Annotated in this window: 23 protein-coding genes and 1 tRNA gene; 6 read left to right on the top strand and 18 right to left on the bottom strand. The window is 47.5% G+C overall.

Translation table 11 applies throughout. The features are described 5' to 3' along the window. The first annotated feature begins 66 nt into the window (after nucleotides 1-66). From PHW04_10750 to PHW04_10740, 3 genes are all read left to right on the top strand, one after another. Nucleotides 67-891, top strand: coding sequence for a CvpA family protein (locus PHW04_10750; protein MDD2716355.1), 825 nt, complete (start codon nucleotides 67-69; stop codon nucleotides 889-891). 143 nt (nucleotides 892-1,034) lie between these two features. Next, nucleotides 1,035-1,484, top strand: coding sequence for a hypothetical protein (locus PHW04_10745; protein MDD2716354.1), 450 nt, complete (start codon nucleotides 1,035-1,037; stop codon nucleotides 1,482-1,484). Between the two features lie 118 nt (nucleotides 1,485-1,602). After that, nucleotides 1,603-2,925: a phosphomannomutase/phosphoglucomutase gene (locus PHW04_10740; GenBank protein MDD2716353.1), complete on the top strand. Its 1,323-nt coding sequence runs from the start codon at nucleotides 1,603-1,605 to the stop codon at nucleotides 2,923-2,925. A gap of 79 nt (nucleotides 2,926-3,004) precedes the next feature. Here PHW04_10740 and PHW04_10735 read toward each other — a convergent pair whose 3' ends face one another. The 5 genes from PHW04_10735 to PHW04_10715 are packed head-to-tail and all read right to left on the bottom strand — an operon-like array spanning nucleotide 3,005 to nucleotide 6,560. After that, a complete protein-coding gene (locus PHW04_10735; GenBank protein ID MDD2716352.1) occupies nucleotides 3,005-3,241 on the bottom strand; it encodes a DUF2442 domain-containing protein in 237 nt (78 codons plus the stop codon). A 9-nt stretch (nucleotides 3,242-3,250) separates the two neighbouring features. Beyond that, nucleotides 3,251-3,511, bottom strand: coding sequence for a DUF4160 domain-containing protein (locus PHW04_10730; protein ID MDD2716351.1), 261 nt, complete (start codon nucleotides 3,509-3,511; stop codon nucleotides 3,251-3,253). Further along, complete coding sequence (locus PHW04_10725; GenBank protein MDD2716350.1) at nucleotides 3,499-4,758, bottom strand: pyridoxal-phosphate dependent enzyme; 1,260 nt, start codon at nucleotides 4,756-4,758, stop codon at nucleotides 3,499-3,501. Before PHW04_10725 ends, PHW04_10730 begins: the two co-directional genes overlap by 13 nt. After that, entirely contained in the window at nucleotides 4,755-5,090 is a 336-nt protein-coding gene (locus PHW04_10720; GenBank protein ID MDD2716349.1) for an STAS domain-containing protein, read from the bottom strand. Before PHW04_10720 ends, PHW04_10725 begins: the two co-directional genes overlap by 4 nt. A gap of 60 nt (nucleotides 5,091-5,150) precedes the next feature. After that, nucleotides 5,151-6,560 carry a cobalamin-dependent protein gene (locus tag PHW04_10715; GenBank protein ID MDD2716348.1) on the bottom strand — a complete coding sequence of 470 codons (1,410 nt, stop codon included), beginning with the start codon at nucleotides 6,558-6,560 and terminating at the stop codon, nucleotides 5,151-5,153. A gap of 48 nt (nucleotides 6,561-6,608) precedes the next feature. Here PHW04_10715 and pyk point away from each other — a divergent pair, with 48 nt between their 5' ends. The 3 genes from pyk (at nucleotide 6,609) to PHW04_10700 (ending at nucleotide 10,407) form a co-directional block, all read left to right on the top strand. Further along, nucleotides 6,609-8,021: a pyruvate kinase gene (gene pyk, locus PHW04_10710; protein ID MDD2716347.1), complete on the top strand. Its 1,413-nt coding sequence runs from the start codon at nucleotides 6,609-6,611 to the stop codon at nucleotides 8,019-8,021. Beyond that, nucleotides 8,018-9,700 (top strand): hypothetical protein, encoded by a 1,683-nt coding sequence (locus PHW04_10705; protein MDD2716346.1) that lies wholly within the window; start codon nucleotides 8,018-8,020, stop codon nucleotides 9,698-9,700. Before pyk ends, PHW04_10705 begins: the two co-directional genes overlap by 4 nt. A gap of 71 nt (nucleotides 9,701-9,771) precedes the next feature. Then, nucleotides 9,772-10,407, top strand: coding sequence for a hypothetical protein (locus tag PHW04_10700; GenBank protein ID MDD2716345.1), 636 nt, complete (start codon nucleotides 9,772-9,774; stop codon nucleotides 10,405-10,407). Here the strand turns inward: PHW04_10700 and PHW04_10695 are convergent. From PHW04_10695 to PHW04_10635, 13 genes are all read right to left on the bottom strand, one after another. After that, nucleotides 10,404-11,435 carry a hypothetical protein gene (locus PHW04_10695; protein MDD2716344.1) on the bottom strand — a complete coding sequence of 344 codons (1,032 nt, stop codon included), beginning with the start codon at nucleotides 11,433-11,435 and terminating at the stop codon, nucleotides 10,404-10,406. The two genes, PHW04_10700 and PHW04_10695, sit on opposite strands and share 4 nt — an antisense overlap. Before the next feature lie 248 nt (nucleotides 11,436-11,683). Then, nucleotides 11,684-12,760, bottom strand: a complete 1,077-nt coding sequence (locus PHW04_10690) for a hypothetical protein (protein ID MDD2716343.1) — start codon at nucleotides 12,758-12,760, stop codon at nucleotides 11,684-11,686. A 61-nt stretch (nucleotides 12,761-12,821) separates the two neighbouring features. Beyond that, nucleotides 12,822-14,405, bottom strand: a complete 1,584-nt coding sequence (locus PHW04_10685) for a hypothetical protein (GenBank protein MDD2716342.1) — start codon at nucleotides 14,403-14,405, stop codon at nucleotides 12,822-12,824. A 1-nt stretch (nucleotide 14,406) separates the two neighbouring features. Further along, nucleotides 14,407-16,146, bottom strand: coding sequence for a DnaB-like helicase C-terminal domain-containing protein (locus PHW04_10680; protein ID MDD2716341.1), 1,740 nt, complete (start codon nucleotides 16,144-16,146; stop codon nucleotides 14,407-14,409). Next, complete coding sequence (locus PHW04_10675) at nucleotides 16,136-16,708, bottom strand: biotin--[acetyl-CoA-carboxylase] ligase (protein MDD2716340.1); 573 nt, start codon at nucleotides 16,706-16,708, stop codon at nucleotides 16,136-16,138. The genes PHW04_10680 and PHW04_10675 overlap by 11 nt, the downstream gene beginning before the upstream one ends. Beyond that, the gene (locus PHW04_10670) at nucleotides 16,701-17,099 is read right to left on the bottom strand and encodes an STAS domain-containing protein (protein ID MDD2716339.1); all 399 of its coding nucleotides are present in this window, start codon (nucleotides 17,097-17,099) and stop codon (nucleotides 16,701-16,703) included. The genes PHW04_10675 and PHW04_10670 overlap by 8 nt, the downstream gene beginning before the upstream one ends. Before the next feature lie 54 nt (nucleotides 17,100-17,153). Further along, complete coding sequence (locus PHW04_10665; GenBank protein ID MDD2716338.1) at nucleotides 17,154-17,408, bottom strand: late competence development ComFB family protein; 255 nt, start codon at nucleotides 17,406-17,408, stop codon at nucleotides 17,154-17,156. Nucleotides 17,409-17,439: 31 nt separating this feature from the next. After that, nucleotides 17,440-17,514, bottom strand: a tRNA-Thr gene (locus PHW04_10660). Next, nucleotides 17,494-18,756, bottom strand: a complete 1,263-nt coding sequence (locus PHW04_10655) for an adenylosuccinate synthase (GenBank protein MDD2716337.1) — start codon at nucleotides 18,754-18,756, stop codon at nucleotides 17,494-17,496. Before PHW04_10655 ends, PHW04_10660 begins: the two co-directional genes overlap by 21 nt. Further along, nucleotides 18,757-19,674 carry a hypothetical protein gene (locus PHW04_10650; GenBank protein ID MDD2716336.1) on the bottom strand — a complete coding sequence of 306 codons (918 nt, stop codon included), beginning with the start codon at nucleotides 19,672-19,674 and terminating at the stop codon, nucleotides 18,757-18,759. A gap of 10 nt (nucleotides 19,675-19,684) precedes the next feature. Continuing rightward, on the bottom strand, nucleotides 19,685-20,347 hold the full coding sequence (locus PHW04_10645) for an HAD family hydrolase (GenBank protein ID MDD2716335.1): 663 nt from the start codon (nucleotides 20,345-20,347) through the stop codon (nucleotides 19,685-19,687). Nucleotides 20,348-20,361: 14 nt separating this feature from the next. Continuing rightward, nucleotides 20,362-21,141 carry an exodeoxyribonuclease III gene (locus PHW04_10640; protein ID MDD2716334.1) on the bottom strand — a complete coding sequence of 260 codons (780 nt, stop codon included), beginning with the start codon at nucleotides 21,139-21,141 and terminating at the stop codon, nucleotides 20,362-20,364. 108 nt (nucleotides 21,142-21,249) lie between these two features. Continuing rightward, a partial coding sequence (locus PHW04_10635) for a rhomboid family intramembrane serine protease (protein ID MDD2716333.1) occupies nucleotides 21,250-22,007 on the bottom strand: 758 nt, incomplete at its 5' end.

Raw genomic sequence — 22,007 nt, 5'->3', positions numbered from 1 at the left:
GCTCCAAGAGCCTCTAACAAAATGTCTCTCAAAAACAGCGGGTAAAGACATTTTACAAGAGGCTCTATGACGAGCATGCTTGATTATTTCCTTCTCTTTGTCTCGCTGCTTACGATAGTGACGGGTCTGATCAGGGGATTCATCAAAGAGATTTTTTCCCTTGTCTACCTGGTCTTCCTGATCTTTCTGTTCCCGAAAATAGCGGCCAGACTCTCGATTTTCTCGAACAGATTCCAGAGTTACCCTGTCTACCTGCTCTCTGTATTCATTGCCTGTTTCGCAATTTTCTTTCTGATCGAATTCGCGGTTTCCAGATTTCTCAAGGATTCCAAGGGCACTTTTTCAGACCGCATCGCCGGGGGGATGCTTGGATTCATCAAGGTCTGCGGCCTGTTTTTCCTGCTCGCGATTTTTTCGGAAATGAACATGCCTCCATTGACCATGCTCGACAATTCCAAGATCATCCACTCATTCAAGGAGTCAACAGGGCGCGGGATCAATTATTCAGCATACCAGGATAAGCTCTTCGATCTGATGCAGAACAACATGGAAAAGCTTGTGACCTCCAGCCTCCGCTCTACAGGGGAAGCGGTTTCTGCAGAAACTGATCAACTCTCACAGACAGCGGAAGTCAGAAAAATAAAGACCATTGAGGACCTGCAATCCAGTTTCCACGGCAGTGCAAAACTCAACGAACTTTTCTCAGACCCTGAAGTGCAGGAAAAAGTCCAGAAAAAGGACATTCAGGGGCTGCTCTCAGCGAAAAAGTTCAAAGAGCTCTCAGAAGACCAGGAATTCTGCAATGAGTTGAAGGAGCTGATGAAAAACACGGATTTAAAGTCCCTGATGCGCGACATGCAGAGAATTCAGAAAGAAAACGAACCCAAATGATAAGAACTGGTTTCAAAGGTCACCGGTCAATTTAAGTTTAATTTATCTCTTGACATCATTTTTGATCTATATTAGTCTATTGTGCCGCCCTGGAGAGTATGACGTAATAAAGTAGATCCAAAACTCGAAAAGGGAGGGGCAAAATGAAAAGATACCTGGTCCTCTGTTTCGCACTCACAACTCTTGCAATTTTCGCAGACAGCCTCACAGCTACCGACGACCAGCTGAAAAGCAGAAAGAAAACGGCAGTTGAAATCATCAGTTCAGACGAAGGCTTTCTGGAAGAGTATTCCGACAGACTGAATGAAAAGGAAATGACCTATTTCTATAACCTGTCTTTCAAAATGGCGGAAGACCTTGCTTCCGAAACCATCCAGATTAAAGACGACAACCTGGCCTATGAATACATCCAGACCAGAATCGAGTGCAAAAGCGGCCTCAAGAGCCAGATCCGCGGCAAAATTGAATCCTATCTAAGAGGCGAGTACCAGCTGACCGAAGTCAAACTCAATCCGGATTTTTCAAACGCCTGCAGCAGGATGCTCAGAAACCTGGAAGCAATCAAACTGCAGCGCGCCATGACAACAATTTAACACCACAGTTTCAGTTCGGTTCCATCTGAATTCAAATCCCCTCCAGCTGAGGGGATTTTGCAACACTACTCATTTTTGTATAAAATGGATGAAATCTATATTTTAAGCAGGAGGACTGATGAGCGACATTTTCAAGGCTTACGACATCCGGGGTGTCTACAACAAAGACTGGAACAAGAGCGACGCTTACAAGATCGGATATTTCCTGCCGAAACTCCTGGGCGGGAAAAAATTCGCGGTGGGCAGGGATGTCAGGGCGAGCTCTGATGAGATCTTCGAACACCTGGTGGCAGGCATCACAGACGCGGGCGGCGATGTTTACGATCTCGGACTCACAGCCACACCAATGGTTTATTTTTCTACAGTAAAGTATGAAATGGACGGGAGCGTAATGATCACTGCTTCCCACAATCCCCCTGAATATAACGGCATGAAAGTTTCCAGAAAACTCGCCATGCCTGTTGGTCTCGAGAGCGGCCTCGCAGACCTCAAAAAAATGGTGGAGTCAGAGATTACTGTGAAAAGCAGCAAAAAAGGCAAAGTCCATAAGCTTGATTTCATGAAAGATTACCCTGACCATCTGAAAAAATTCGCCAGAAACATCAAACCCCTGAAAGTTGTGCTTGACACAGCCAACGGCATGGGCGGACTTTTAATCCCGAAACTGCTCGAGGACCTGGGTTTCGAAGTTACCAACCTCTTCCCTGAACTGGACGGCACGTTTCCCAATCATTTGCCTGACCCGCTCAAAGAAGAGAATCTGGTTGACCTGAAAAAAATGGTCGTGAAAAAGAAAGCGGACCTGGGAATCGCAATCGACGGCGATGCAGACCGGGTAATGTTCGTGGACGAGAATGGCGGCTATATCAGCGCTGACCTGATCCTGCCTGTGATGGGAAAACTGCTGCTCAAAGACCAGAAAGGTTATGTGATTTACGATGTGCGTTCATCCCGCTCGGTTCCAGAAGAGATCAAGAAGCTGGGTGGAACCCCCTACATGTGGAAAGTCGGCCATGCATACATGAAACAGAAGATGCGCGAACTGGACGGAGTATTCGGCGGCGAACTGGCTGGTCACTATTATTTCAGGGACAATTTCTATACGGATTGCGGTACAGTGGCATTGCTTTGTGTCCTCTCAGCCCTCTCGATGGGAACCAAGAAAATCTCGGAATTGATCGCTGAAATCAAGCATTATCATTTCAGCGGAGAGATCAATTTCAAGGTCGAGGACAAGGCCGGTAAAATCAAGCTCCTGCTGAATAAATATGCAGACGGCAAACTGGTGGATATCGACGGGATCCGCGTGGATTACCCGGATTACTGGTTCAATGTCAGGCCGTCCAATACCGAACCTTTCCTGCGTCTGGTGGTGGAAGCCAAAACCGATGAACTGATGAAAAAGAAGACCAAGGAACTGACTGACCTGATCAAAGCGTAACATTCTTATATTAATTTAAAATAGAGGGCGGTGATTAAACCGCCCTTTGATTTCGAGTAGTGGAATAATATTTCATCTGTTATAAATCGTAAAGAAATTCAGGGGCCAAGTCCGCACCGTTTGGCCATTCGATCGTGTCTATCTCAGGGTTGAATCTCACTTTGCTAAAGAAAACGGCATCCTTCAGCGGCAGAAAAATACTGCGCTTTTCGTTTTTTATCTTGTTTTCTAAATCTGCAATCTTCTCAGTGCCATCGCTGAAAGTAACTTTCACTTTAAAGGCTTCAAGGTACTTGGCGTCAACTATCCAGATCATGTAATGCTCCTATTCCAGCGGCTTCACCTTTTTGAAATCACCCGTTCTTCCAATGGTTTCCCAATTTTCAAGCAGTTCGCTGCGATGTTCGTTAGCCCACTCCAGAGTCATGGCCAGGACTCTGCGCGGCAATTCCCCTTCAATCAACCTCAAATCATTAATCGAGACCTTTGCCCTGAATTCATTATACTTTACATGAAAATGAGCCGGGCAATGATCATCGAAATACATCATGATGATGATACCAAAAAACCTGCTTATTTCAGGCATGTTTCAACTCCTTTGATAGGATTGTGGATCATGCTTTTTTCCAGCATTGCTTCAATTACCGCCAGTTTCGGTTTGACCGGCTCAGGCAGGGTCAGATATGAAAGCACGCTTTTTACATCCTTCAGACCATTGCCTGTAATCAGAAGCAATACTGATTCCCGACCGTTGAGAATGCCTGATTCGCGTTCCCTGATGAAACCGGCCGCAGCGGCCGCAGCCGCGGGTTCTGCGAACACACCGCTTTCAGCTGCCAGTTTCCGCTGGGCAGCCTGGATTTCCGAGTCGCTGACTGTCATGAAATGGCCCTTTTTTTCTTTGGCGATTCTGATCGCCTGGGAAAAGGCCCGGGGAATATCCACTGAAATTGAATCAGCCACTGTTTCAGCCGCCACCTGCATCAATTTATACCCTGCTTTGACTGATCTGCAGTAAGAATCAGAACCTGCAGCCTGCACACCGACCAGGAACGGGATTTCGCTGATCAGGCCAAGCCGCTTGAGATCTAAAAAGCCCTTGTAAACACCGCCTATGATGCAGCCGTCGCCTACAGGCACATAAATTCTGTCCGGTAATCTGCATTTTTCAAAGATTTCCAGTGCCGAGGTCTTCTTCCCTTCCAGCAGTATCGGATTAAATCCGGTACTGCGGTTGTACCAGCCGAACTTTTTGGTGGCCTCCAGGCAGAGATCATAGGCTGTATCGTAATTCCCGGCCACCCGGAAAAGCTTCGCCCCGAAAATCATCAGCTGCACGATTTTTGCCACAGGCGCAGTTTCAGGGACGAAAATAATACTTTTAAGCCTGAACGCAGCTGTCATTCCAGCAAGGGATGACCCGGCGTTGCCGGTTGAGGCGCAGGTGATGACCGGCTCCCGCTCCTCTCTGGCCCTGATGCAGGCAATCACTGAAGCCCTGTCTTTATATGAGGCGGTCGGATTTCCGGTGTCGTCGAACAGCAGCACGCCTTTCTGCGAGAAACTTTTCTCCCATACCCTGAGATTGTATACCGGTGAATCTCCGACCTGCAGAGGGACGTCGGAATTTTTCAAAGTTTTAACAATCGGCAGAATCTTCTGGTAGCGGACAGGGGCATTCCGGGACCGGCTGAGCCAGCCCTTTTTCTTCAATGCATCATAATCGTAAATCACATCGAGCAGACCGGTTTCACCGCATTTTCTGCAGGTATAACTGACTTCCTGAAGATTGTAGCCGGCCCCGCAGACAGAGCAGGAATAGTGAAATTTCACGCCAGTTCTTCCAGGGCTTCTTTTTCGGTGGGACAGATTTTGATGATTTCGCTGATATGGGTGATGCGGAACATATTCAGAATAAAAGGATTCAGGTTGCAGACAACCATTTTCCCCTTACTCCCGTGAAGATTGTTGTAGAACTTGACTATTATACCGAGTACGGCGCTGTTGATATACGGAAGACCCCCAAGATGGAGGATAACTTTGTTCCCCTTTAACAAACTGGCGGATTTAAAGTATTCGGCCATCTTTTCCTCTTCCCGATGGTCGATCTCGCCCTTGATTTCGATCACAGTGATTTTACTAATAATCCGGCTGATCATTTCCATGCTGGATATTCTATCCGAAAGTAAAATCCGTGTAAAGAGATTTTGTCAAAGGTACCAGTATCAGAATCTGACCTGGAAGATACTTTTTTGCCCGCTCTTTTTCAGAAGCTGGAGTAAAATCCGCTTCAGCGGCAGCGGAAGGAAATCAGAAAAAAGCAGATTCAGGAATCTGATATTTTTACTCTTTGCCGCCATTTCAACCAGATCGATGAAATGATGGTAATAAAAGCGCAGATGCCTGTTCAGAAAATGCCTTTGGAAAATGCTGCCTTCGAAATAAGTGTAGAATCTCCTGGTGCTGAGTATTTTCCACCACTTTTCATACACCGGAGTGCCGCGATAGGGATAAAGATAGGACAGCTGGAGCAGTGCAGGATTGATTTCAGCGTTAAGGAAGACCGATTTCATTACATCAGCACCGCATTCGCCGGGTATTCCAAGCATATTGAAAGTTGCCACCCGCAGTCCTGCATCAGACAGCATCCGGCAGCGTTTTACCGTGTCCGTGAGAACCGACTGTTTGCCGATCCTCTCTTTCATTTCAAGTGTCCCAGACTCCACTCCGACGAACACCTCCTTCACAGGCAGCTTTTTCAAGAGCTTTACTGATTCCTGGTCTATGCTCCCTGTAGACAAAAGGAATGAAACGGGCAGGCCGATTTTTTTGTATTGTTCCACGAATCTGGAAAGCCATTCCAGGTCAGGGAAAAAAATGTCATTCTGAAACTGGATGGATTCAAGGTCCGGATAGCGGCTTGTCACCTGTTCGAGTTCGGCGCAGACATGTAAAGGCGAACGGAAGCGGAAGGTTTTGCTTCCGTATAACCGGTTGAGAGCACTGTTGCAGCAGAAATCGCAGGAATGTCTGCAGCCGCGGGCTGCCATCAGCGGGAATCTCTTGAAAATCAAATAATCGTCGCTCCCTGCATATCCGGATGCATCCAGATCAGCGAAAGGCAATGAATCCAGATTTTCCACCAGTCCGCCGGTTCTGTTTTTCACTGCACCAGTTCTTGAGTTGAACCAGAATCCCGGAGTAGCTGTGATTTCCGCTTTATCCCTCAGACTGGAGAGCAGGTTTAAAAAAGGGAGCTCGCCTTCCCCGACGCAGACACAATCCACTCCAGGGGAATTCAGCGCTGATTCAGGATCTGTCGTGGGGAAAAAACCACCCCAGGCGACTGTCAGCCCCGGAGCCAGAACTTTCACTTTCCGAGCCAGTCTTTTCACTTCCAGAGAAAGATGATTCAAAGAGGAAAAAGCCAGCAGATCCGGACTTTCCCGCTGCAGGATCCGGGAAAGCTCCAGGGTCCGGATCGGATTGCCTGATTGATGAAACGCTACTTCAAAACCGTGTTTTTTCAGAAAGGCCATAAATACGGACATGCTGTAATAAAAACGCCCCTGCCAGATAGTCCTGTTTCCGGAACTGCTGTAACCGCGTTCAGGATATATGAATAGTACTTTCATGATTTTAGTATAACTCATTAAATTTAGGATGTGTTATAATACCTAGATATGATAACAAATTTTCCGAAAACCAAGATTCTTGCTACTCTTGGTCCGGCCAGTTCTTCGATGAGCAAGCTTTTCCGGCTGATTGAAGCCGGTGTCAACGGTTTCCGGATCAATTTCTCACACGGTACGCTGGAAGAAAAGGCTTCTTTGTACAGGAATATCAAAAAAGCCGAAATCAGGACCCGGAAAAGGGTTTTTATCGTTCAGGACCTCTGCGGCCCCAAAATCAGGGTCGGTACCATTCAGGATGCGGTCTTTCTGGAACCCGGGCAGACCTATACTTTTGTCAAAGCTGAGACTGCCGCCAATAAGGGTGAACTACCGCTTCCGGTTGAGGAAATTTTTGATAAACTCAAGCTTGGCGAGACTTTCTTTATCAACGACGGGATGATCGAAGTCAAAGTCAAGAGGATTGTCAGCTCGACTTCGTTTCAGGTGACTGTCCTGAAAAGTGGATTCATCTCCTCACATAAAGGAGTCAATTTTCCTCACCAGAATTTCGATTTCCCCTCGCTCACAGACAAGGATAAGGAAGCAATCAACTTCAACCTGGAGTATCCCTGCGATTACATTGCTCTTTCGTTCGTCAGGAAGCCTGAGGATGTTCTGGACCTGAAAAAATACCTCAAAAGACTCAAACTCGACCTCCCGGTGATTTCCAAAATCGAAAAAGTTTCAGCGATAAAACTGATCGACACAATCATTCCTGTCTCTGATGCCATCATGGTAGCACGTGGCGATCTGGCAGTGGAAGCAGGATTCTCTGGAATCGGAGTCCTCCAGAAAACCATTGTGGCAAAAGCCATAAAAAAAGGGTGTCCCGTGATTGTTGCCACTCAGATGCTGGAATCAATGATCAGCAACCCGATTCCTACCAGGGCGGAGATCACAGATATTACAAACGCTGTTTTGGATGGAGCAGATACACTCATGCTTTCCGGTGAAACTGCGATGGGTAAATATCCTCTGCAGGTGATCCGCACCATGCGCAAGGTAATCCAGAAAACTGAGGCCATGAGTCATAACAGCATCGTGAAACTTCAAAAGCACTCCTCAATTTATGATACTGTCGCCGCAATTGCCGTGGAAGCGGCCTCCTCCCTCAATTCAAAGGCAATTGTGACTCCCACCATGTCCGGTGCCACTACCAGGAAGATAGTCAGCCTGAGACCGGATATTCATGTAGTTGCTCTAACTCCTCATGAACATCTGGCAAGAAGGTTACTGCTATACCGGGGAGTTGCAAGTGAGATTATTAATTTTTATAATAGTACTGATGAGATGATTGAGGAAGTTGAAAAAGCACTTTTGAGTAAAAAACTTTTGCATTCAGGCGACCTGTATGTTCTGACCGGCGGCACCCCTCCCGGGAATTCAGGCACCACAAACATCGTAAGGATAGAAAGACTATGACGAAAAAAGGAATCACTGCAGGTGAAATCATCACCGCACTTTTCATTGCAGGAGTTCTCGGTATTCTCCTCGGCATAGGTTACCTCAAGAAAAGCAGTGAACGTAACAGTTCTCTCTGCATGATCAACATGAAAGCCATCAAGACAGTCATCGAGTATTACAACTCAGAGACAATGAAAACCGAAAAAGTAAGCTTCCCCAATGGCCTGGGCCAGTTTCAGCAGAAACACGAACAGGCTCTGCAGACTTATTTTCAGGGTAACAGATTCCCCAACTGCCCTTCCGACGGTAACTATGGAATCAATGATTATGGAGAATTGTATTGCTCAAAACATACCAAAAATACGATCCCGATCGAAGGAAATATGGTGCAGAATACTGCTGAAGTTACTGCGATTCAGCCTGTGAAACCAGACAACTCGCTAGCCCTGTCTGAAGACGAGCAGTTCTTTCAGAAAGCCAAAAAATTTCTCCAGGAAAAAAATTTTTCCCAGGCAGGCTATTTTTACCAGCGGGCATACGAACTCAGCCCGGAAAAAGATTATTATCTGTATTATGCTTCAGATGCTTATTTCAAAGCCGAGGAATTCGGCAAGGCACGGATAGCGCTTGGACCGATCCTTAAAAACAAGAAAGCACAGGACCTGGCCAAAATTATTCAGAAATACGAGTATTTCAAGACCAGGCTAAGTGCCTATGAGGCACAATACAGCCTTTTCCAGGTACTCAAAACTTATGGAAATGACGAAGCCATTTTAAGAACTAATTTGCTGGGCAGGAATGAGCAGATCATCCGGGGGAACCTCTACCTAGCAGATTTCTACCTTGCACTCAAGGAAAATGCCATTTATTTCATTAACAGCGACAATATCTTCCACTATGACCTTGCATCCGGAAAAAATGACGTTCTCTACAACAACAGCGGCCTGGTGATGTTTTCAATTACTGCCAAAGGGAACAAAGTCGCTTTCATCTCCCCTAAAATCAACAACATTTCTCAGCTGATTCTGCTGGATACTTCCACGCGAATCGCCCAATCGGTCACTACCGAGAGGAATGATGTCAAAAAAGCAATTTTTTCAGCTAACGGCTATTACATCTATTATCTTTCAGGCAATAAGATTTACAAGTATAATCTGGAAACCCAGCAAAGCTCCATCAGCTGGGAAAATCCCACTTTTTCCGCCTATGATTTCGCCCTGCACCCGAAAAAAGAACAGCTGGCGATCGTAGTCAGCACCGGCGATTATCCTGATAATCGTGATCTGATCCTGGTCGATCTTGACAATCCCCAGAAGCATACCCAGCTGACAACCAGCCAGGATGCCAGGGAAGTCACTCCCAGCTTCTCGCCGCAAGGAAATTTCCTGACCTATGTCACCCGCCTCAACAAAGTCGAAAACCTGTATGCCTATGACATGAACAACAAGTCTTCGATTGCCCTCACTCAGAACGACCTGGAAGGGAAAACCTTTTTCCCGACCTTCTGCTGGTTCCCGGATGAGCAATTTTTCTATTATTCATACGGAGATGAAAGCAGCCATTCGCTCTACCTGATGGAATTCAGCAGCCACCAGAATCTCAGGCTGCTGGAAAAGGGCAGCGACATCGCCAATATTCAGCTCTTTTTTCCCCAGAAAAAGGAAAGTACCACTCAGGACCTGAAACTCTTCCACTAGTCCATTAATTTATTCAGCATTTTTCCGAAGAATTTCCTGTGAAAGCAATTACTTTAGCATTAATTTTATGCTTGTCTTTAATCTGCTGCGCTGAGGTGAACTATCTTGTTTACACTGCAAAGTGGCTTTCACCGGAGCAGTTAGCTGAAATCATCGGATCACAACTTACACCTGAAGGCAGCCTTTATTGCCTTGATTTATCAAATCAGCTCGTGATTTCGGATAAAGAGGAAAATCTGGACAAGATCAGAGTGCAGCTTGCCACAGTTGATGTTCAGGAAAAAACCATTTCAGACGACATTCTTGGATCTTTTGCAGTCATTACCGGCACGCTGGAGGTCAACGACGCAGCTAATCTGAAAATACACAGGCGTGTGAAATGCGGTGACTCTGTTTCAGTTGATAATTATGAAAAGGTGCTTTACAAAATCGGAAAACTTAATGAAGATGACAGATTCATGCTCTGCGGCAATCTGATCACATTCGAGCCTGTCCTGCAGTCCGGCGAATTCTCACTTAAAATGAAATTCGAATGTCAGAACATCGTGGGATGGGATAAAAACGGCGAACCGATCACCACCAAGCATTCCATAGAAAAAAACTTCCAGCTCGAAAACGGAAAGGAAATGCTGATATCGCTTGGCGAAAGTGGTGATCAGATAATCAATCTCAGGCTGCTCGCAACTTTAGAAGATTATCTGGGTTAAAACGCTGCCATTGCCAGGCTCTGGGATCCGTCGCAACTGAGAGTTACCGGAGGATCGATCCCCAGGGCCGAGATTTCATATTCGCTGTCCGCGACATGGACCGCGACCGTGCCTCCCTTGGTTACAATTCCTGTGAGGGTCATAGATTTGTCGGCTATATAGTTCGCCAGGGAATTGTCAACGCGTGAATCGTTTTCATCACCGTAATTTGTCTGGATCATCAGGGGGCGGCCTCCTGAGGTGCTGCGAATGTTCTCGAATCTCGTTACAGCGCTCTTGTTGGGATGGCCATATGAATTCTTTCCCATCTGGGTGATTCCGACTTCCGGTTTCAACGCGGTCAGAAGGTCGCTGCCACTGGCCCCGTCGCTGCCGTGATGGTCGAAGACATAGAGTTCAATGTCTTTCACGAATGGAACGATCTTCGTTTCCATGGCTTTGGGAAGGTCGCCCCCATAGTAAAGATCAAAATCTCCGCAGCTCAGGATTCCTGCTATGCTGAAATTATTTTCATCACTCCCGGAAATCGAAGCGTGGGTTCCGTTGGGCAGGTCGCAGTTGACACAGAGGCAATGAAAGGTCATGCCGCCGCCCAGGTCGAGCGTAGCATTGGCTTTGATCGTTGTACGATGATGAGAGGAAGCGGCAGAGGCATAGTTGCTGTATGCGGTTGTGCCGGGCGCGCCTGAAGTACCGCGGTCATATGCGATGCAGTCCGAGCCGGCCAGGCTTGAATTGAGCACTTTATCCAGTCTGCCGATGTGGTCGGCATCATAATGGGTGGCAACTACAAATTTGAGACTTTTCAGGATCCCGGAACTTTTCAGATTGTTGAGAAAACTCATCAGGTCTTCGTCTGTGGTCTGATTGGCGCCGCTGTCAAACACGATCCCGTTTCCGGTGGAAGAAACAGCGATCAAGCAGCCACCCTGTTCCACATCAGGAAGGAACACATATCCGCTGGCACCAAAGAGTAAGCTGATTGAAAGGAAAAAAATTACAACCGCGAAAATACTGCTCCTGAACATGCTGCCCTCCATACTTCTTACAAACTTGATACTCGATGCTTATACTGTCAGGACTAACGCAAAACTAAAAAATCTCCCTTTTCTTAAGGATCTAAGTGAGCAGACAGAGTGCCGGGTTTTGAGAACAACTCGATAGGCAAAAAGAGCGAGAAAGGCGCAACTGTATACTCAATGCTTAACCTTTCTACTCTAGTCCACTAATTATTATTATACAGGTCTTCGGTTTTGTCAAGATATTAAACAAAAAATCAGAATATATAGCAGAGCCCTGCAGAGAGACGGAAATTGTACCCGTAATATTCCGTGTTGTGGACGTCAACAGGCATCGCCATTTCCACCATGAAGTCCTCGTCGAATCTGGCCCTCACAGACGGGATCAGCTCGACCTTATTGCCGTTGTTTCCCCAATCTTCCGTGGCCAGCTCAGCGCCGATAGTCACATCCTCATTGTGGGAAAAATCAACTCCCATCCTGAACAATATCTTGTCGTCTCCCCAGTAATGGGTTACATCCGAATACTGCGGATCACCGGTAAATGTGTACCCAACATTGATATGGCAGTTGGCCAGCCCTGCTTTTGAACTCATGGCTGCCATCATTGTGAAATCGGTCTGTCCGGTGGAACCATCAGCCTCGATCCTTTTATCGTTTCCTGAGGGAAATTTGAATCCTGCGCATAAGGCCATCCCGCTGGTATTCTTGTCATTAAGCGGAATCCCGAATTTACCCATCAGCATGGCGTCTCCTACTGCGGATTCTTTTTCATTGGATGGATTCAAATACGGGGTGTTGATGTCCCAGGAAGTGATGGGAAGCACGAATCCAGCCTCAAAATGGTCCACCAGCCCGATTGTGACTGCTGTCGGGAAACTCTGCACATCAGCTTTCTCCCCTGAACCGAATGCGATCTTCTGGCCATTAGTCTTGGTGATCGTGCGATACTGGAACCTTCCACCGATCCTGTAATGGCTTTTGTCCACTGTACGGGCAGTGATAGTCTCCGTCAGACCGGAAACTCCATAAAAGGAGGGACCGATCAGACCGGGGTAATAATAAATATCCCGCTTTTCAGGAATTTCTTTTTCTTCTGCCGGGGTGATTTCGTAAAGATCCCTGTAAATCTTGTTGGCTTCCTGCTTTGCCTGCGCGTTGGTACCAGCTTCCGGGATCATCGGGTTCTCTTTCTTCACCCTGCGGGCATCGAAATATTTCTGCACATCAGAATAGCCATTCGACTTGAGCTGATCATCGGTGCTTACAGCGCCCCAGAGCGGAAAACTGATCAAGATTAAAGCCAATATTGAGAAAAACAATGAGAGTCTCATGGCATCTCCCCAGGATTTTTCTTACCTATCGGCAGGTTTGGGAAAAGAGGTTAGCAGCTTCTTAGTCTCTGCTCCTTTTCTTTTCGATGATTGATTCCGGTTTGCGCAGATGAATGCTGATGGTTCTGGAAGATTTATCCCTGAATTTGAGAGTAACTTCAGCCAGCTCTGATTCTTTCTTTAAAAGTACCCCTGAAGTCCTGAAAACATGGCGGGCTTTATCCAGTTCCAGCCAGTAATCCTGATCCCTGACCTTCAGGGCGGCTTCCTCCGGAATGCAGCCGGCATCAGTTCCGTAAAAATAAAACTCGACTCTGCAGGAATCTTTTGTGTCTTCAGGAACAGCCACTTCTACGGTCAATTCGCTGGTGTCCTTATGGCTGCGCTTGTCCGTCCGGGGTTCTTTCTTTTTCTCCACCCAGTAATAATTGCAATCAGTTTCTTCTGTCTCGTAAATCCCTTTCTGTTTCAAGAAGATTTCTCTCGCGTAACAGTCGGAAGGGAAACAGGAAAGAAGGGTCTCAGCCGGTTGGCCGGCCGGATCAAGCAGTGCAGCAAGGTAGAGTGCTTCACGGTAGGCTGCCGGCTGGTATTCCAGGTCGATTTTCAGGAAATCGTTGGGCCATTTAATCAGATCCAGCATATCGTCAAGGCTCTTCTTCTCTTCAGAGCGGGTGGTGGGATAGATCAGCAGCCTGGACAGATTCTTACGCTCAGGCGAAATGTAGAAGTCTTTCCGGTAATCAAGAAGATTACGCATGTTGAAGAAATCGTCGTCCTTCTTGAGCAGTGTATCCACAACCTTGAGATCGACTTCATGGCTGCTCTCCAGGGCGCCCTGGTATGCGAGTTTCAGAAGCAGCAGGGTTTCTCTGTAGTGGTAATATGAAAGGAACCTGGGAGATTTGAAGATCTCCAGGCCTTCAATCGCTTCATCCGGCAGGCCGGCATCCAGAAAGAATCTGGCCTCTGCTTCGAGGAACTCGGGCATGTCGTGCGGGACTTCGCAGGACTGCAGGGTAACCCAGGCCTGGGTCAGATATCCTGAATAGAGCCAGGGATAAAAAGCCAGCACTTCGATTTCTTCTGAAGTGTAGTAATGCTCACCAAGGTTGAAATGGAAGAGGCTGTCCTTTTCTTCCGGAAAATTCTTGGCCAGGCTGAAAAACACCCTGCTGTAAAACAGGTGTTCCTCAGGATTTTTCTCATCGAAGCGGCAGAGCATGGTTTCAATCAGGCCGCCCAGCAGGTATTTCTGTTTGTTCTTGGTGTCTGTGATGGCTCTCTGGAAAGATTCCTGAGCCAGTTTGAGCAGCCTCTGCACCTCGGTCTTCTGACCGCTGCGATACTGCAGCAGGTGCGCCTCCAGGTAGAAACACCAGGATTTGATATGATGAATCTCAGGCACCAGCTTCAGCTCTGCCCTGGCGAGCGCTCCATCCATTCTTTTCTGATAATCACGGATCACGGCGAGATCGGTGAGAGATTCCCTCTTGGCAAGTCCCATCACCACTTCATTGATATTCTGCTCTGCAGTAGTTTTGGTGATGGAGAGATTCCCGCCTTCGAAACAGCCCTGGAGCAGACAGCACATCAGCAATACCGGAAAAATGGAAAGGGAAAGGAAAAAGAACTGGCTTTTCATTTTATTGTTTCAACCCGATTTTCACTGCGTTGGGATCCTGATTCCTGACGATGCTCGCATCCTGGAATTCGACATATCCTTCCTTGATTAATTCCTGCACGATTTTGTTGACATTGCGGAAGCGGTACATGTCGTTTTCCACCTTGAAGCCCAGTTCGACGAATTTGTTGGCTTCAATGATGAACAGCATCTGGATGATCGATGAAAGGCCTTCCGGTGAATCGCGGTTCTTGTCCAGATGCAGGTTGACTATATCGAGCTTTGGAAGCTTGTTTGGGTCCTTATCCATCTGCGTGGCAATCTGCCTTAACTGCTCGGTAAGTTCCTTGGTGTCTTCCCAGTCTTTGGCCATGATGATCGCAGCATCCAGGTCGTACTCGATATCTCCGCTGCCTTTGCAGTGATACATGGAAGGCCGTTCGTCAGACTGTTGAAGGTCCAGGTTGCAGCCTTCCTTGGAAAGCGAGGAGATGGCCAGGATCGGGCAGTTCAGTTCCAGCGAAAGCCCCTTGATCCTGGTGGAAATCTCCTCCACCCTGAACTTTTCGGAAGAATATTCCTGTCCGAGCGGCATTTTCTGGATATAGTCCACCACGATCATCACGTCATCGGTGTCGAAGTCCTGCATGGCATTATAAGCGTGTGCCTTGATGCGTTCGATGGTGTCGTCCTTGCTTCCTTCAATCAGATAGAAATATTCCATGTATTTTTCCATCTTGCGCCAGCCCAGAATGAAGTTTTTCTCAAGCTGCGGATCCTTGTCAAGCTGCTTTCTCTGCAGAGTGTCGGCATTGATGCGGGCTTCCTTGGCCAGCAGCCTGTATGTAAGGTTCTTTCTGGTCTGTTCCCAGGTATAAAAAAGTACCGGGATCTTGTTGAAGGTGGCGATTCTGGTAGCGATTTCCAGCGTGAGCGTTGTTTTCCCGCGGCGGGGTGCTCCGGCGATCCCGTACAAAAATCCTTTTCTGAGTCCTGAAAGAGCTTGAGCCAGGCAGGTGAAATCACCAATATCGTAGCCGATGATTTTAAGTTCCCCGGTCTTTTTCCTGGTCTCTACCTCGCGGGCGATCACCAGCAATTCACCTTTGATCTTCTGAATATCCTTTTTTACCCTCTGCCGCTGGAGTTCCCGCAGGTCCTTCAGAATATTGCTGATGAATTCCACTATTTTCAGGTTGCGGTTTTTGCCCTCACCTCTCAGATATTCATTGATGCTTTCAGCGGATCTGCTCAATTCATCCCGGGCCAGCCTGTCTTTGAGCACATCGATGTAGACCATGATCCTTGAAAACCGGGGGGAGTTGCGCTCGTTGGTTTCGTTGTAAAAAGCCTGGACACCCTTGGAAAAATCTTCTCTTTCCTTGATCTTGCTGCTGAAAAAATCCGGCTGGATGATTTTTTCCTTGAATTTTGAAGTGTAAAGGTCCTCGATTTCCTCGAACAGGATCGCCCCTTCCTTGGTGGAGAACATCATTCTGTTCATTCCCATCAGCATGCTCCGGTCGAGGATGAAAAGGTCAGTGAGCATGCCTTTCAGAATCACCTGTTCCATGTTGATCACTTCGTCCTGGATCGGCCCGCCGTCTTCTTTTTCACGGATCTTTTTCTTAATGGCTTCCTGATCGACTTTCTCCAGAGCGGATTTTATCTTCGGGTATAATTTATAATAACAATCAGGGCATAAATTACCGCTTTTTTCATCACCGGGCATGAATTCGTTTCCACAGTTCTTACAGAGCATGGTAATTCTCCTTGTATCTGGTGGCGAAATCTGAAAGAAATTCCTGCATGATTCCCTGCTTTTCGGTCCTGCCAGTGGTTTTTCCGGTCAACTGCATGATTGAGGTGGCACCATTTCTCAGCTCCACCGGAAAATCCTCAGAATCGTGATTCAGGTTCAAACCAATGCCAGTAACGATACCTGACAAGTTTGCGCCTTTGCTCACCGTTTCCACTAGAATTCCCGCCAGCTTCTTCCCTCCGGCCAGAATGTCGTTAGGTTCTTTTACGGAAAAGCCGATGTCCGGATAGCGGCGATTAAGAAAGCCGCAGAGAGCGGCACCGACAAAAACTGAGAATCTTTCAAAATGCGAGAGTGGCAGCGATGGAGTCAGGACAAAAGAAAAATAAAGGCCCAGACCTGATTCGGAAAACCAGCTGCTGGTCTTCTGTCCTCTACCGGATTTCTGTGACTCTGCCATGATCACCAGTCCCTCCCGGGCATTATCGGAAACGACCAGTTCCTTGCACAGGTCATTGGTTGATCCGACCGCATCATAGCATCTGAATTCCCAGTTAACCATCCAGTTCTTTCCAGGCCTGTTTGATACCCTTGGCCATAGGGATGATGCGGGAAAAATTGATCAGTTTGAAAATTCCGGAAAGGTAATCATTGAGTCCGCAGATCACAAGCTTGGCATCAGGGTCTTTGGATCTCAGCCGTTTCAGTGTGCCGATGATGAATCCGATTCCTGCAGAATCTATGTATTCCAGGTTCGTCAAGTCGAAGACAACCCTCGTGGTCTGATTCAGCATGACTTCCATACGTTCCCGTATTTTCTGCAAGCTGAAAACATCCAGATTTCCTTTGATTTTCAAGATCACTGCCGAATTTTCCTCGCGTGACTCGATTTCCAGATTCTGCTCCTCGATTTTCGCCATTAGCGGCTTCTCCTCCTGCGCAATTTTGTTCATAGAGCCTCTTGCCTCAAGGCTAGAGGCTCTTGAAGTACATTTGTCTTCATTTTTTTACCTCTTGTCATGGCGCGGGTTCTGCATGACTTCGCTGGATGCCTGAATCAGAGCGGTCACGAGATCCACTCTGAACTGGGAAGCCAGGGCGGAAAGCCGGCTGTAATTTTCCCCTTCTTCAGTCACTACATATTTAGGGGGAAAGTTATTCAGAACGAGCGCCGCTATGTCCAGTCTGCAATGCTGGCATTTGCAGATTTCAGGATGGACCTTGAGATACTCATCCACTTTTTCCAGTACCAGTTCTTCCATGAAATTCCGCAAAGTCACCATGATGATTTAGTGGAGCCGATGGTCAGGATTGAACTGACGCCCCGCTGATTACGAATCAGCTGCTCTACCGCTGAGCTACACCGGCTTCTTTTTCCTTTCTAATAAATGTTTCATCCCTTTTCTCGCCGTATGATACTATCGTTACCGGCACGCCGAGAAATTTTTCAATAAATCCGATGTATTGATTATAATAAAATTCACTCTCCCGTTTCAAGTCTTTGAATCCTGGAATTTCTTCATAGATCGGGGTGCTTTGCTGAAGCATCCCGCCAATTTCGGGGAATTCGGTCTGAATCCGTTCCCCAATCCGATACCCGGTAGCTACTTTCAGCGGGGTTATCCCGCAGAGAATATCCAGCTTGGTGAGTGCGATTTCCGTTACACCGTTTATCTGTACTGCGTATTTAAGAGCAACCAGGTCCAGCCAGCCAGTCCTGCGTGGACGCCCGGTAGTGGTTCCGTATTCATGTCCTATTTCCCTCAGGGCATCTCCAAGATCGTCTCTGAGTTCAGTAGTAAACGGACCTTCTCCGACTCTCGTTGAATATGCTTTTACCACCCCGATCACCGCTTTGATGCTTCCAGGTCCGATCCCTGAACCCAGACACGCTCCTCCGGAAGTCGGATAAGATGAGGTAACATAGGGATAGGTACCGTGATCCAGATCCAGAAGAGTTCCCTGTGCACCTTCCAGAAGGATATTTTTCCCATGTATGAGATGATCGTGCAGTATACCGTTCACAGGCTTCACAAATTCCCGGATGATCTGAAAGTGATCACTGCAGCTCTTCACAATCTCAGATACGGAGAATTTAGAACCCAGCTTTTTTTTCTCCAGATTCATTCCGACCTTTTCCTGGAAGAGCTCCTGAGAAAAAAGATCCCCGATCTGGATCCCGCAGCGATCCACTTTGTCCCTGTAGGCAGGGCCGATTCCTCTGCCGGTAGTACCTATTTTTCGCTCTTTTCTCTGCACTTCCTCCTCAGAGTCCAGGAAGATATGATAGGGCATTATCAGGTGAGCTTTGGGGCTGATCATCAGATTGTCGAAGGATACTTTCCGCGCCCTTAGGCCCTCAATTTCAGAGACAAGTGCACCAAGGTCGATTACCATCCCGTTTCCAAGAATGCATCCTTTCCCAGGGTGCAGGATACCGGAAGGGATAAGGTGCAGCTTGAATTTCTCGGATCCCACCACGACAGTGTGGCCGGCATTGTTACCGCCCTGATATCGAACTATCAGGTCGGCATCTTCAGCCAGATAATCCGTGATTTTTCCCTTGCCCTCATCACCCCACTGCAGACCGATCACGATCCTTGCTGGCATTTATTCCCTCGCCTTCAGTCGAATCCCGGGAACACTGTCCGGGATGTCCACTTTCAAGATGAATTCTGTCCCGCGTTTGAGTTCCACATCTTTACCTTTTACAAACAGGCCGCCGACCGCACCAACAGGTCCGAAAGCAGCCAGGCCGATCAGAGTAGCTCCGGCAGCCATCCCTGTCTTGTCATCCTCAGTAAAGCCAAGCTGTTCGAGTTTGAGGCTGCATTCCCTGTTTCCCAGATCCAGTATCTGTTCAAGAACCAGGTTGAGCCGCCCGTTCTTACCCATCAATTCAGCGCGTTTGGCGCGACCGATCTTGCCTCTGATTGTAGTTCCTGATGGAAAGATCAGTATTTCGCCTGTTGAAACTGCGGTTTTGAGTTCCATTTCCAGCAGCTGGTCCTTGCGGGAGTGCCTGGAACTGAGGTCAGTCCTTAAAACTGCCTTCAGTTCAAAGTTTTCAGGCAGTCTGATATACTGGATTTCAAGGTCGCTGCCTTCGAATACTACAGCACAAAGTTTCCCGACTTCAAAGATCAGAGGATCGTTTAATGTATTGTCACCCTGTGTCTGTTTCTTCAATCTCGAGACCTTGGTCAGAAGAGGCAGGTCCGAACACCGGCTGGATAATTTCCATTCCAGATAATTTATCTTTGCCACCAGGGAGATGGTCCCTGATTCATCGAAATCAAATGGTTTCATCAGCCTGGTCAATCTGATATCGAGATTATTTTCGTGAAAATCCTTGCCGAAGATAATGGTTTCCAGCCTTGAAAACCGGGATTCCAGGGATTCATTGAGCCGCACCTGCCCGTAAACCATAGTTTCCAGATTGCAGAGGCTTCTTTCGATCGACTCTCCGATTCCCGCAGAAACCGTAAAGAATCCGGTTAGAAAAAATATAAAGACCAGCCTGCTCATCCCCCTCATACTAATCCTTTTCCAGTAGAAATTTCAACAAATCCACGGGTTTTTCGATCATCCGCATGGCACCATGGGCTGCCAGTTCATCTTTGTTCCGGAAACCCCAGAGAGCTCCTACAGGATACATCCCTGCCCCGACCGCAGTTTTCATGTCGATTCCGGAGTCGCCCAGAAAAACAATTTTAGACAAAGGCTGCCTGAGGGCATCGGCAATTTCCAGGGCGCTGGATGGATTGGGTTTTTTCGGAGCATACGGCCTCGCGCCAAGCACCATGTCGAAGAGCCAGCTTGGCAGAAGCTCCCGGACCATCTTCTGTGTCATGTCATGATTTTTGTTGGAAAGTACTGCCATTTTCATTTCCAGATCAGTGAGAGTGTCAAGCAGCTCAGGAATGCCGTCATAAGGTCTGGTCTTAACCGACCAGAATTCGCTGTATGTCTCCACAAAAGCCTGCTGACAGGCAGCGATCAGGTCCAGGTTGCTGCAGGAGGCAGGCAGTGCCCTTTCCACCAGAAGATCAACACCTTCCCCGACCAGATACTTGTACTTTTCAGTCTCATGCTGGGGAAACCCCATCCTGTTCAGGACCCTGTTCATTGCGTCGGCAATGTCGTCAAGGGTATTGAGCAGGGTGCCGTCCAGGTCAAATATCACTGCTTTAAAATCCATACAACTCCTTCCAGTCACTTTTTTCCGACAATTTCAATTCCCACCGGGCAATGGTCAGATCCTTCAATATCCGATAAAATAAATGCTGATTTGACTCTGTTTCTCAAACCCTGGTCTACAAAGAAGTAGTCGATTCTCCAGCCGATGTTCCTCTCTCTGGCCCTTGTTTTATAGTCCCACCAGCTGTAATGCCCTGGGCCGGACTCGAACATGCGGAAAGTGTCGGAGAATCCGGAGGCCACAAACTTGTCGATCCAGGCTCGCTCCTGCGGCAGAAACCCGGATGAGCCCTCATTTTCCTTTGGCCTCGCCAGATCGATTTCCTGATGGGCTGTGTTGAAATCCCCGCAGATTATCAGATGCTTGCCTGCAGAAACAGTCTTCTTTGCGATTGAGAGAAATGCATCGTAAAAGTTCAGCTTGAATTGCAGGCGCTCGGCTGAAGATTTCCCGTTAGGATAATAGATATTATATAGAATGAATTCCTCATATTCAGCCCGGATCACTCTGCCCTCTCTGTCAAAATCCGGAATACCCAGTCCAGTGCTGACTTCCAGAGGATTCAGCTTTGTATACAGCGCCACTCCGCTGTATCCCTTTTTTTCGGCGCTGGCGAAATAAACGTGATAACCTGGCAAATCCAACGCTTCCCTGGGAAGCTGCTCAGGTTCGGCTTTTGTTTCCTGAAGGCAGAGAATTTCAGGCTGCTCGGTCTGCATCCATTCCAGAAAACCCTTTTTCAGCACAGCCCTGAGGCCGTTCACATTCCAGGAGATGATTCTGATCGCTTCCATTCGATCCCTCGCAAATTTTACTTGGTTCGGGGTTCGAGGCTCGTGGCCCGGGAAAAGAGCTGTATTTTCTCTGACCTCGATCCACGTACCTCGTCCCTCGGACCTTTCTTAATTATCTGAAGTTTCCATTTTTTCCAGCTTGAAAGGCAGAAAATTCTGCAACAGGAAATAGCCAGCGGCAAAGCCTCCCAGATGCGCTTCCCAGGAAATGCGGCAGTCTGTCCCTGAAGACAGACCCATCGTTACATTTCCCGCCAGAAACAGCGCTACGTAGAACCAGACAGGAACTTTGAACGGGATAAACAGGATAGTCTGATATAGTTGAGACTTAGGGAAAAGCAGCCAGTAACTCGCTATGATTCCAGCCACTGCCCCGCTCGCACCAACCAGCGGCAGGTGGTTTCCCCCGAAAATATTGATCAGGCAATGGGTCAAGCCCGCCAGGATGGACAGGACTAAATAATAAACAAGAAATAATACATTCCCCTTCCCAAAACCGTGATCCATGAAAACATCCAGCACATTGTCTCCGAAAATCCAGAGGAAATACATGTTGAATATCACATGGAACCAGCTTACATGAAGAAATGCGTATGAAATCAGCGAAAAAATCCCGATCATAGAAAGCAGCTTTTCGGGCATGGCTCCGAAAGTCAGATAGAATCCAGAAACCGATTCAGGATTCATGCCGACAACACCTATAAAAATGGCCAGGTTGAGCCCGATGATCAGATAAAGCAGAAAAGGTCGATTGCGGACAGGGTTGTAAACCTCTACCGGCAACTGGAAAATCAGGCAGAAAAGATAGAGGGCTCTGGTGATCTGTTCTTTTTTGGCAGCTCCCTCCAGATCCATTGTTCTGTAAT

The organism is Candidatus Wallbacteria bacterium, assembly GCA_028687545.1.
Classification (GTDB): Bacteria; Muiribacteriota; JAQTZZ01; order JAQTZZ01; family JAQTZZ01; genus JAQTZZ01.
Note: the sequence above shows the minus strand (reverse complement) of the source record. Positions and strands in the feature narration are given on the sequence as shown.

Bases quoted from the DNA above. Each gene is read 5' to 3' on its own strand.
- PHW04_10750 (MDD2716355.1), top strand. From the start codon at position 67: ATGACGAGCATGCTTGATTATTTCCTTCTCTTTGTCTCGCTGCTTACG.
- PHW04_10745 (MDD2716354.1), top strand. From the start codon at position 1,035: ATGAAAAGATACCTGGTCCTCTGTTTCGCACTCACAACTCTTGCAATT.
- PHW04_10740 (MDD2716353.1), top strand. From the start codon at position 1,603: ATGAGCGACATTTTCAAGGCTTACGACATCCGGGGTGTCTACAACAAA.
- PHW04_10735 (MDD2716352.1), bottom strand. From the start codon at position 3,241: ATGATCTGGATAGTTGACGCCAAGTACCTTGAAGCCTTTAAAGTGAAA.
- PHW04_10730 (MDD2716351.1), bottom strand. From the start codon at position 3,511: ATGCCTGAAATAAGCAGGTTTTTTGGTATCATCATCATGATGTATTTC.
- PHW04_10720 (MDD2716349.1), bottom strand. From the start codon at position 5,090: ATGGAAATGATCAGCCGGATTATTAGTAAAATCACTGTGATCGAAATC.
- PHW04_10715 (MDD2716348.1), bottom strand. From the start codon at position 6,560: ATGAAAGTACTATTCATATATCCTGAACGCGGTTACAGCAGTTCCGGA.
- pyk (MDD2716347.1), top strand. From the start codon at position 6,609: ATGATAACAAATTTTCCGAAAACCAAGATTCTTGCTACTCTTGGTCCG.
- PHW04_10705 (MDD2716346.1), top strand. From the start codon at position 8,018: ATGACGAAAAAAGGAATCACTGCAGGTGAAATCATCACCGCACTTTTC.
- PHW04_10695 (MDD2716344.1), bottom strand. From the start codon at position 11,435: ATGTTCAGGAGCAGTATTTTCGCGGTTGTAATTTTTTTCCTTTCAATC.
- PHW04_10690 (MDD2716343.1), bottom strand. From the start codon at position 12,760: ATGAGACTCTCATTGTTTTTCTCAATATTGGCTTTAATCTTGATCAGT.
- PHW04_10685 (MDD2716342.1), bottom strand. From the start codon at position 14,405: ATGAAAAGCCAGTTCTTTTTCCTTTCCCTTTCCATTTTTCCGGTATTG.
- PHW04_10680 (MDD2716341.1), bottom strand. From the start codon at position 16,146: ATGCTCTGTAAGAACTGTGGAAACGAATTCATGCCCGGTGATGAAAAA.
- PHW04_10675 (MDD2716340.1), bottom strand. From the start codon at position 16,708: ATGGTTAACTGGGAATTCAGATGCTATGATGCGGTCGGATCAACCAAT.
- PHW04_10670 (MDD2716339.1), bottom strand. From the start codon at position 17,099: ATGAACAAAATTGCGCAGGAGGAGAAGCCGCTAATGGCGAAAATCGAG.
- PHW04_10665 (MDD2716338.1), bottom strand. From the start codon at position 17,408: ATGGAAGAACTGGTACTGGAAAAAGTGGATGAGTATCTCAAGGTCCAT.
- PHW04_10655 (MDD2716337.1), bottom strand. From the start codon at position 18,756: ATGCCAGCAAGGATCGTGATCGGTCTGCAGTGGGGTGATGAGGGCAAG.
- PHW04_10650 (MDD2716336.1), bottom strand. From the start codon at position 19,674: ATGAGCAGGCTGGTCTTTATATTTTTTCTAACCGGATTCTTTACGGTT.
- PHW04_10645 (MDD2716335.1), bottom strand. From the start codon at position 20,347: ATGGATTTTAAAGCAGTGATATTTGACCTGGACGGCACCCTGCTCAAT.
- PHW04_10640 (MDD2716334.1), bottom strand. From the start codon at position 21,141: ATGGAAGCGATCAGAATCATCTCCTGGAATGTGAACGGCCTCAGGGCT.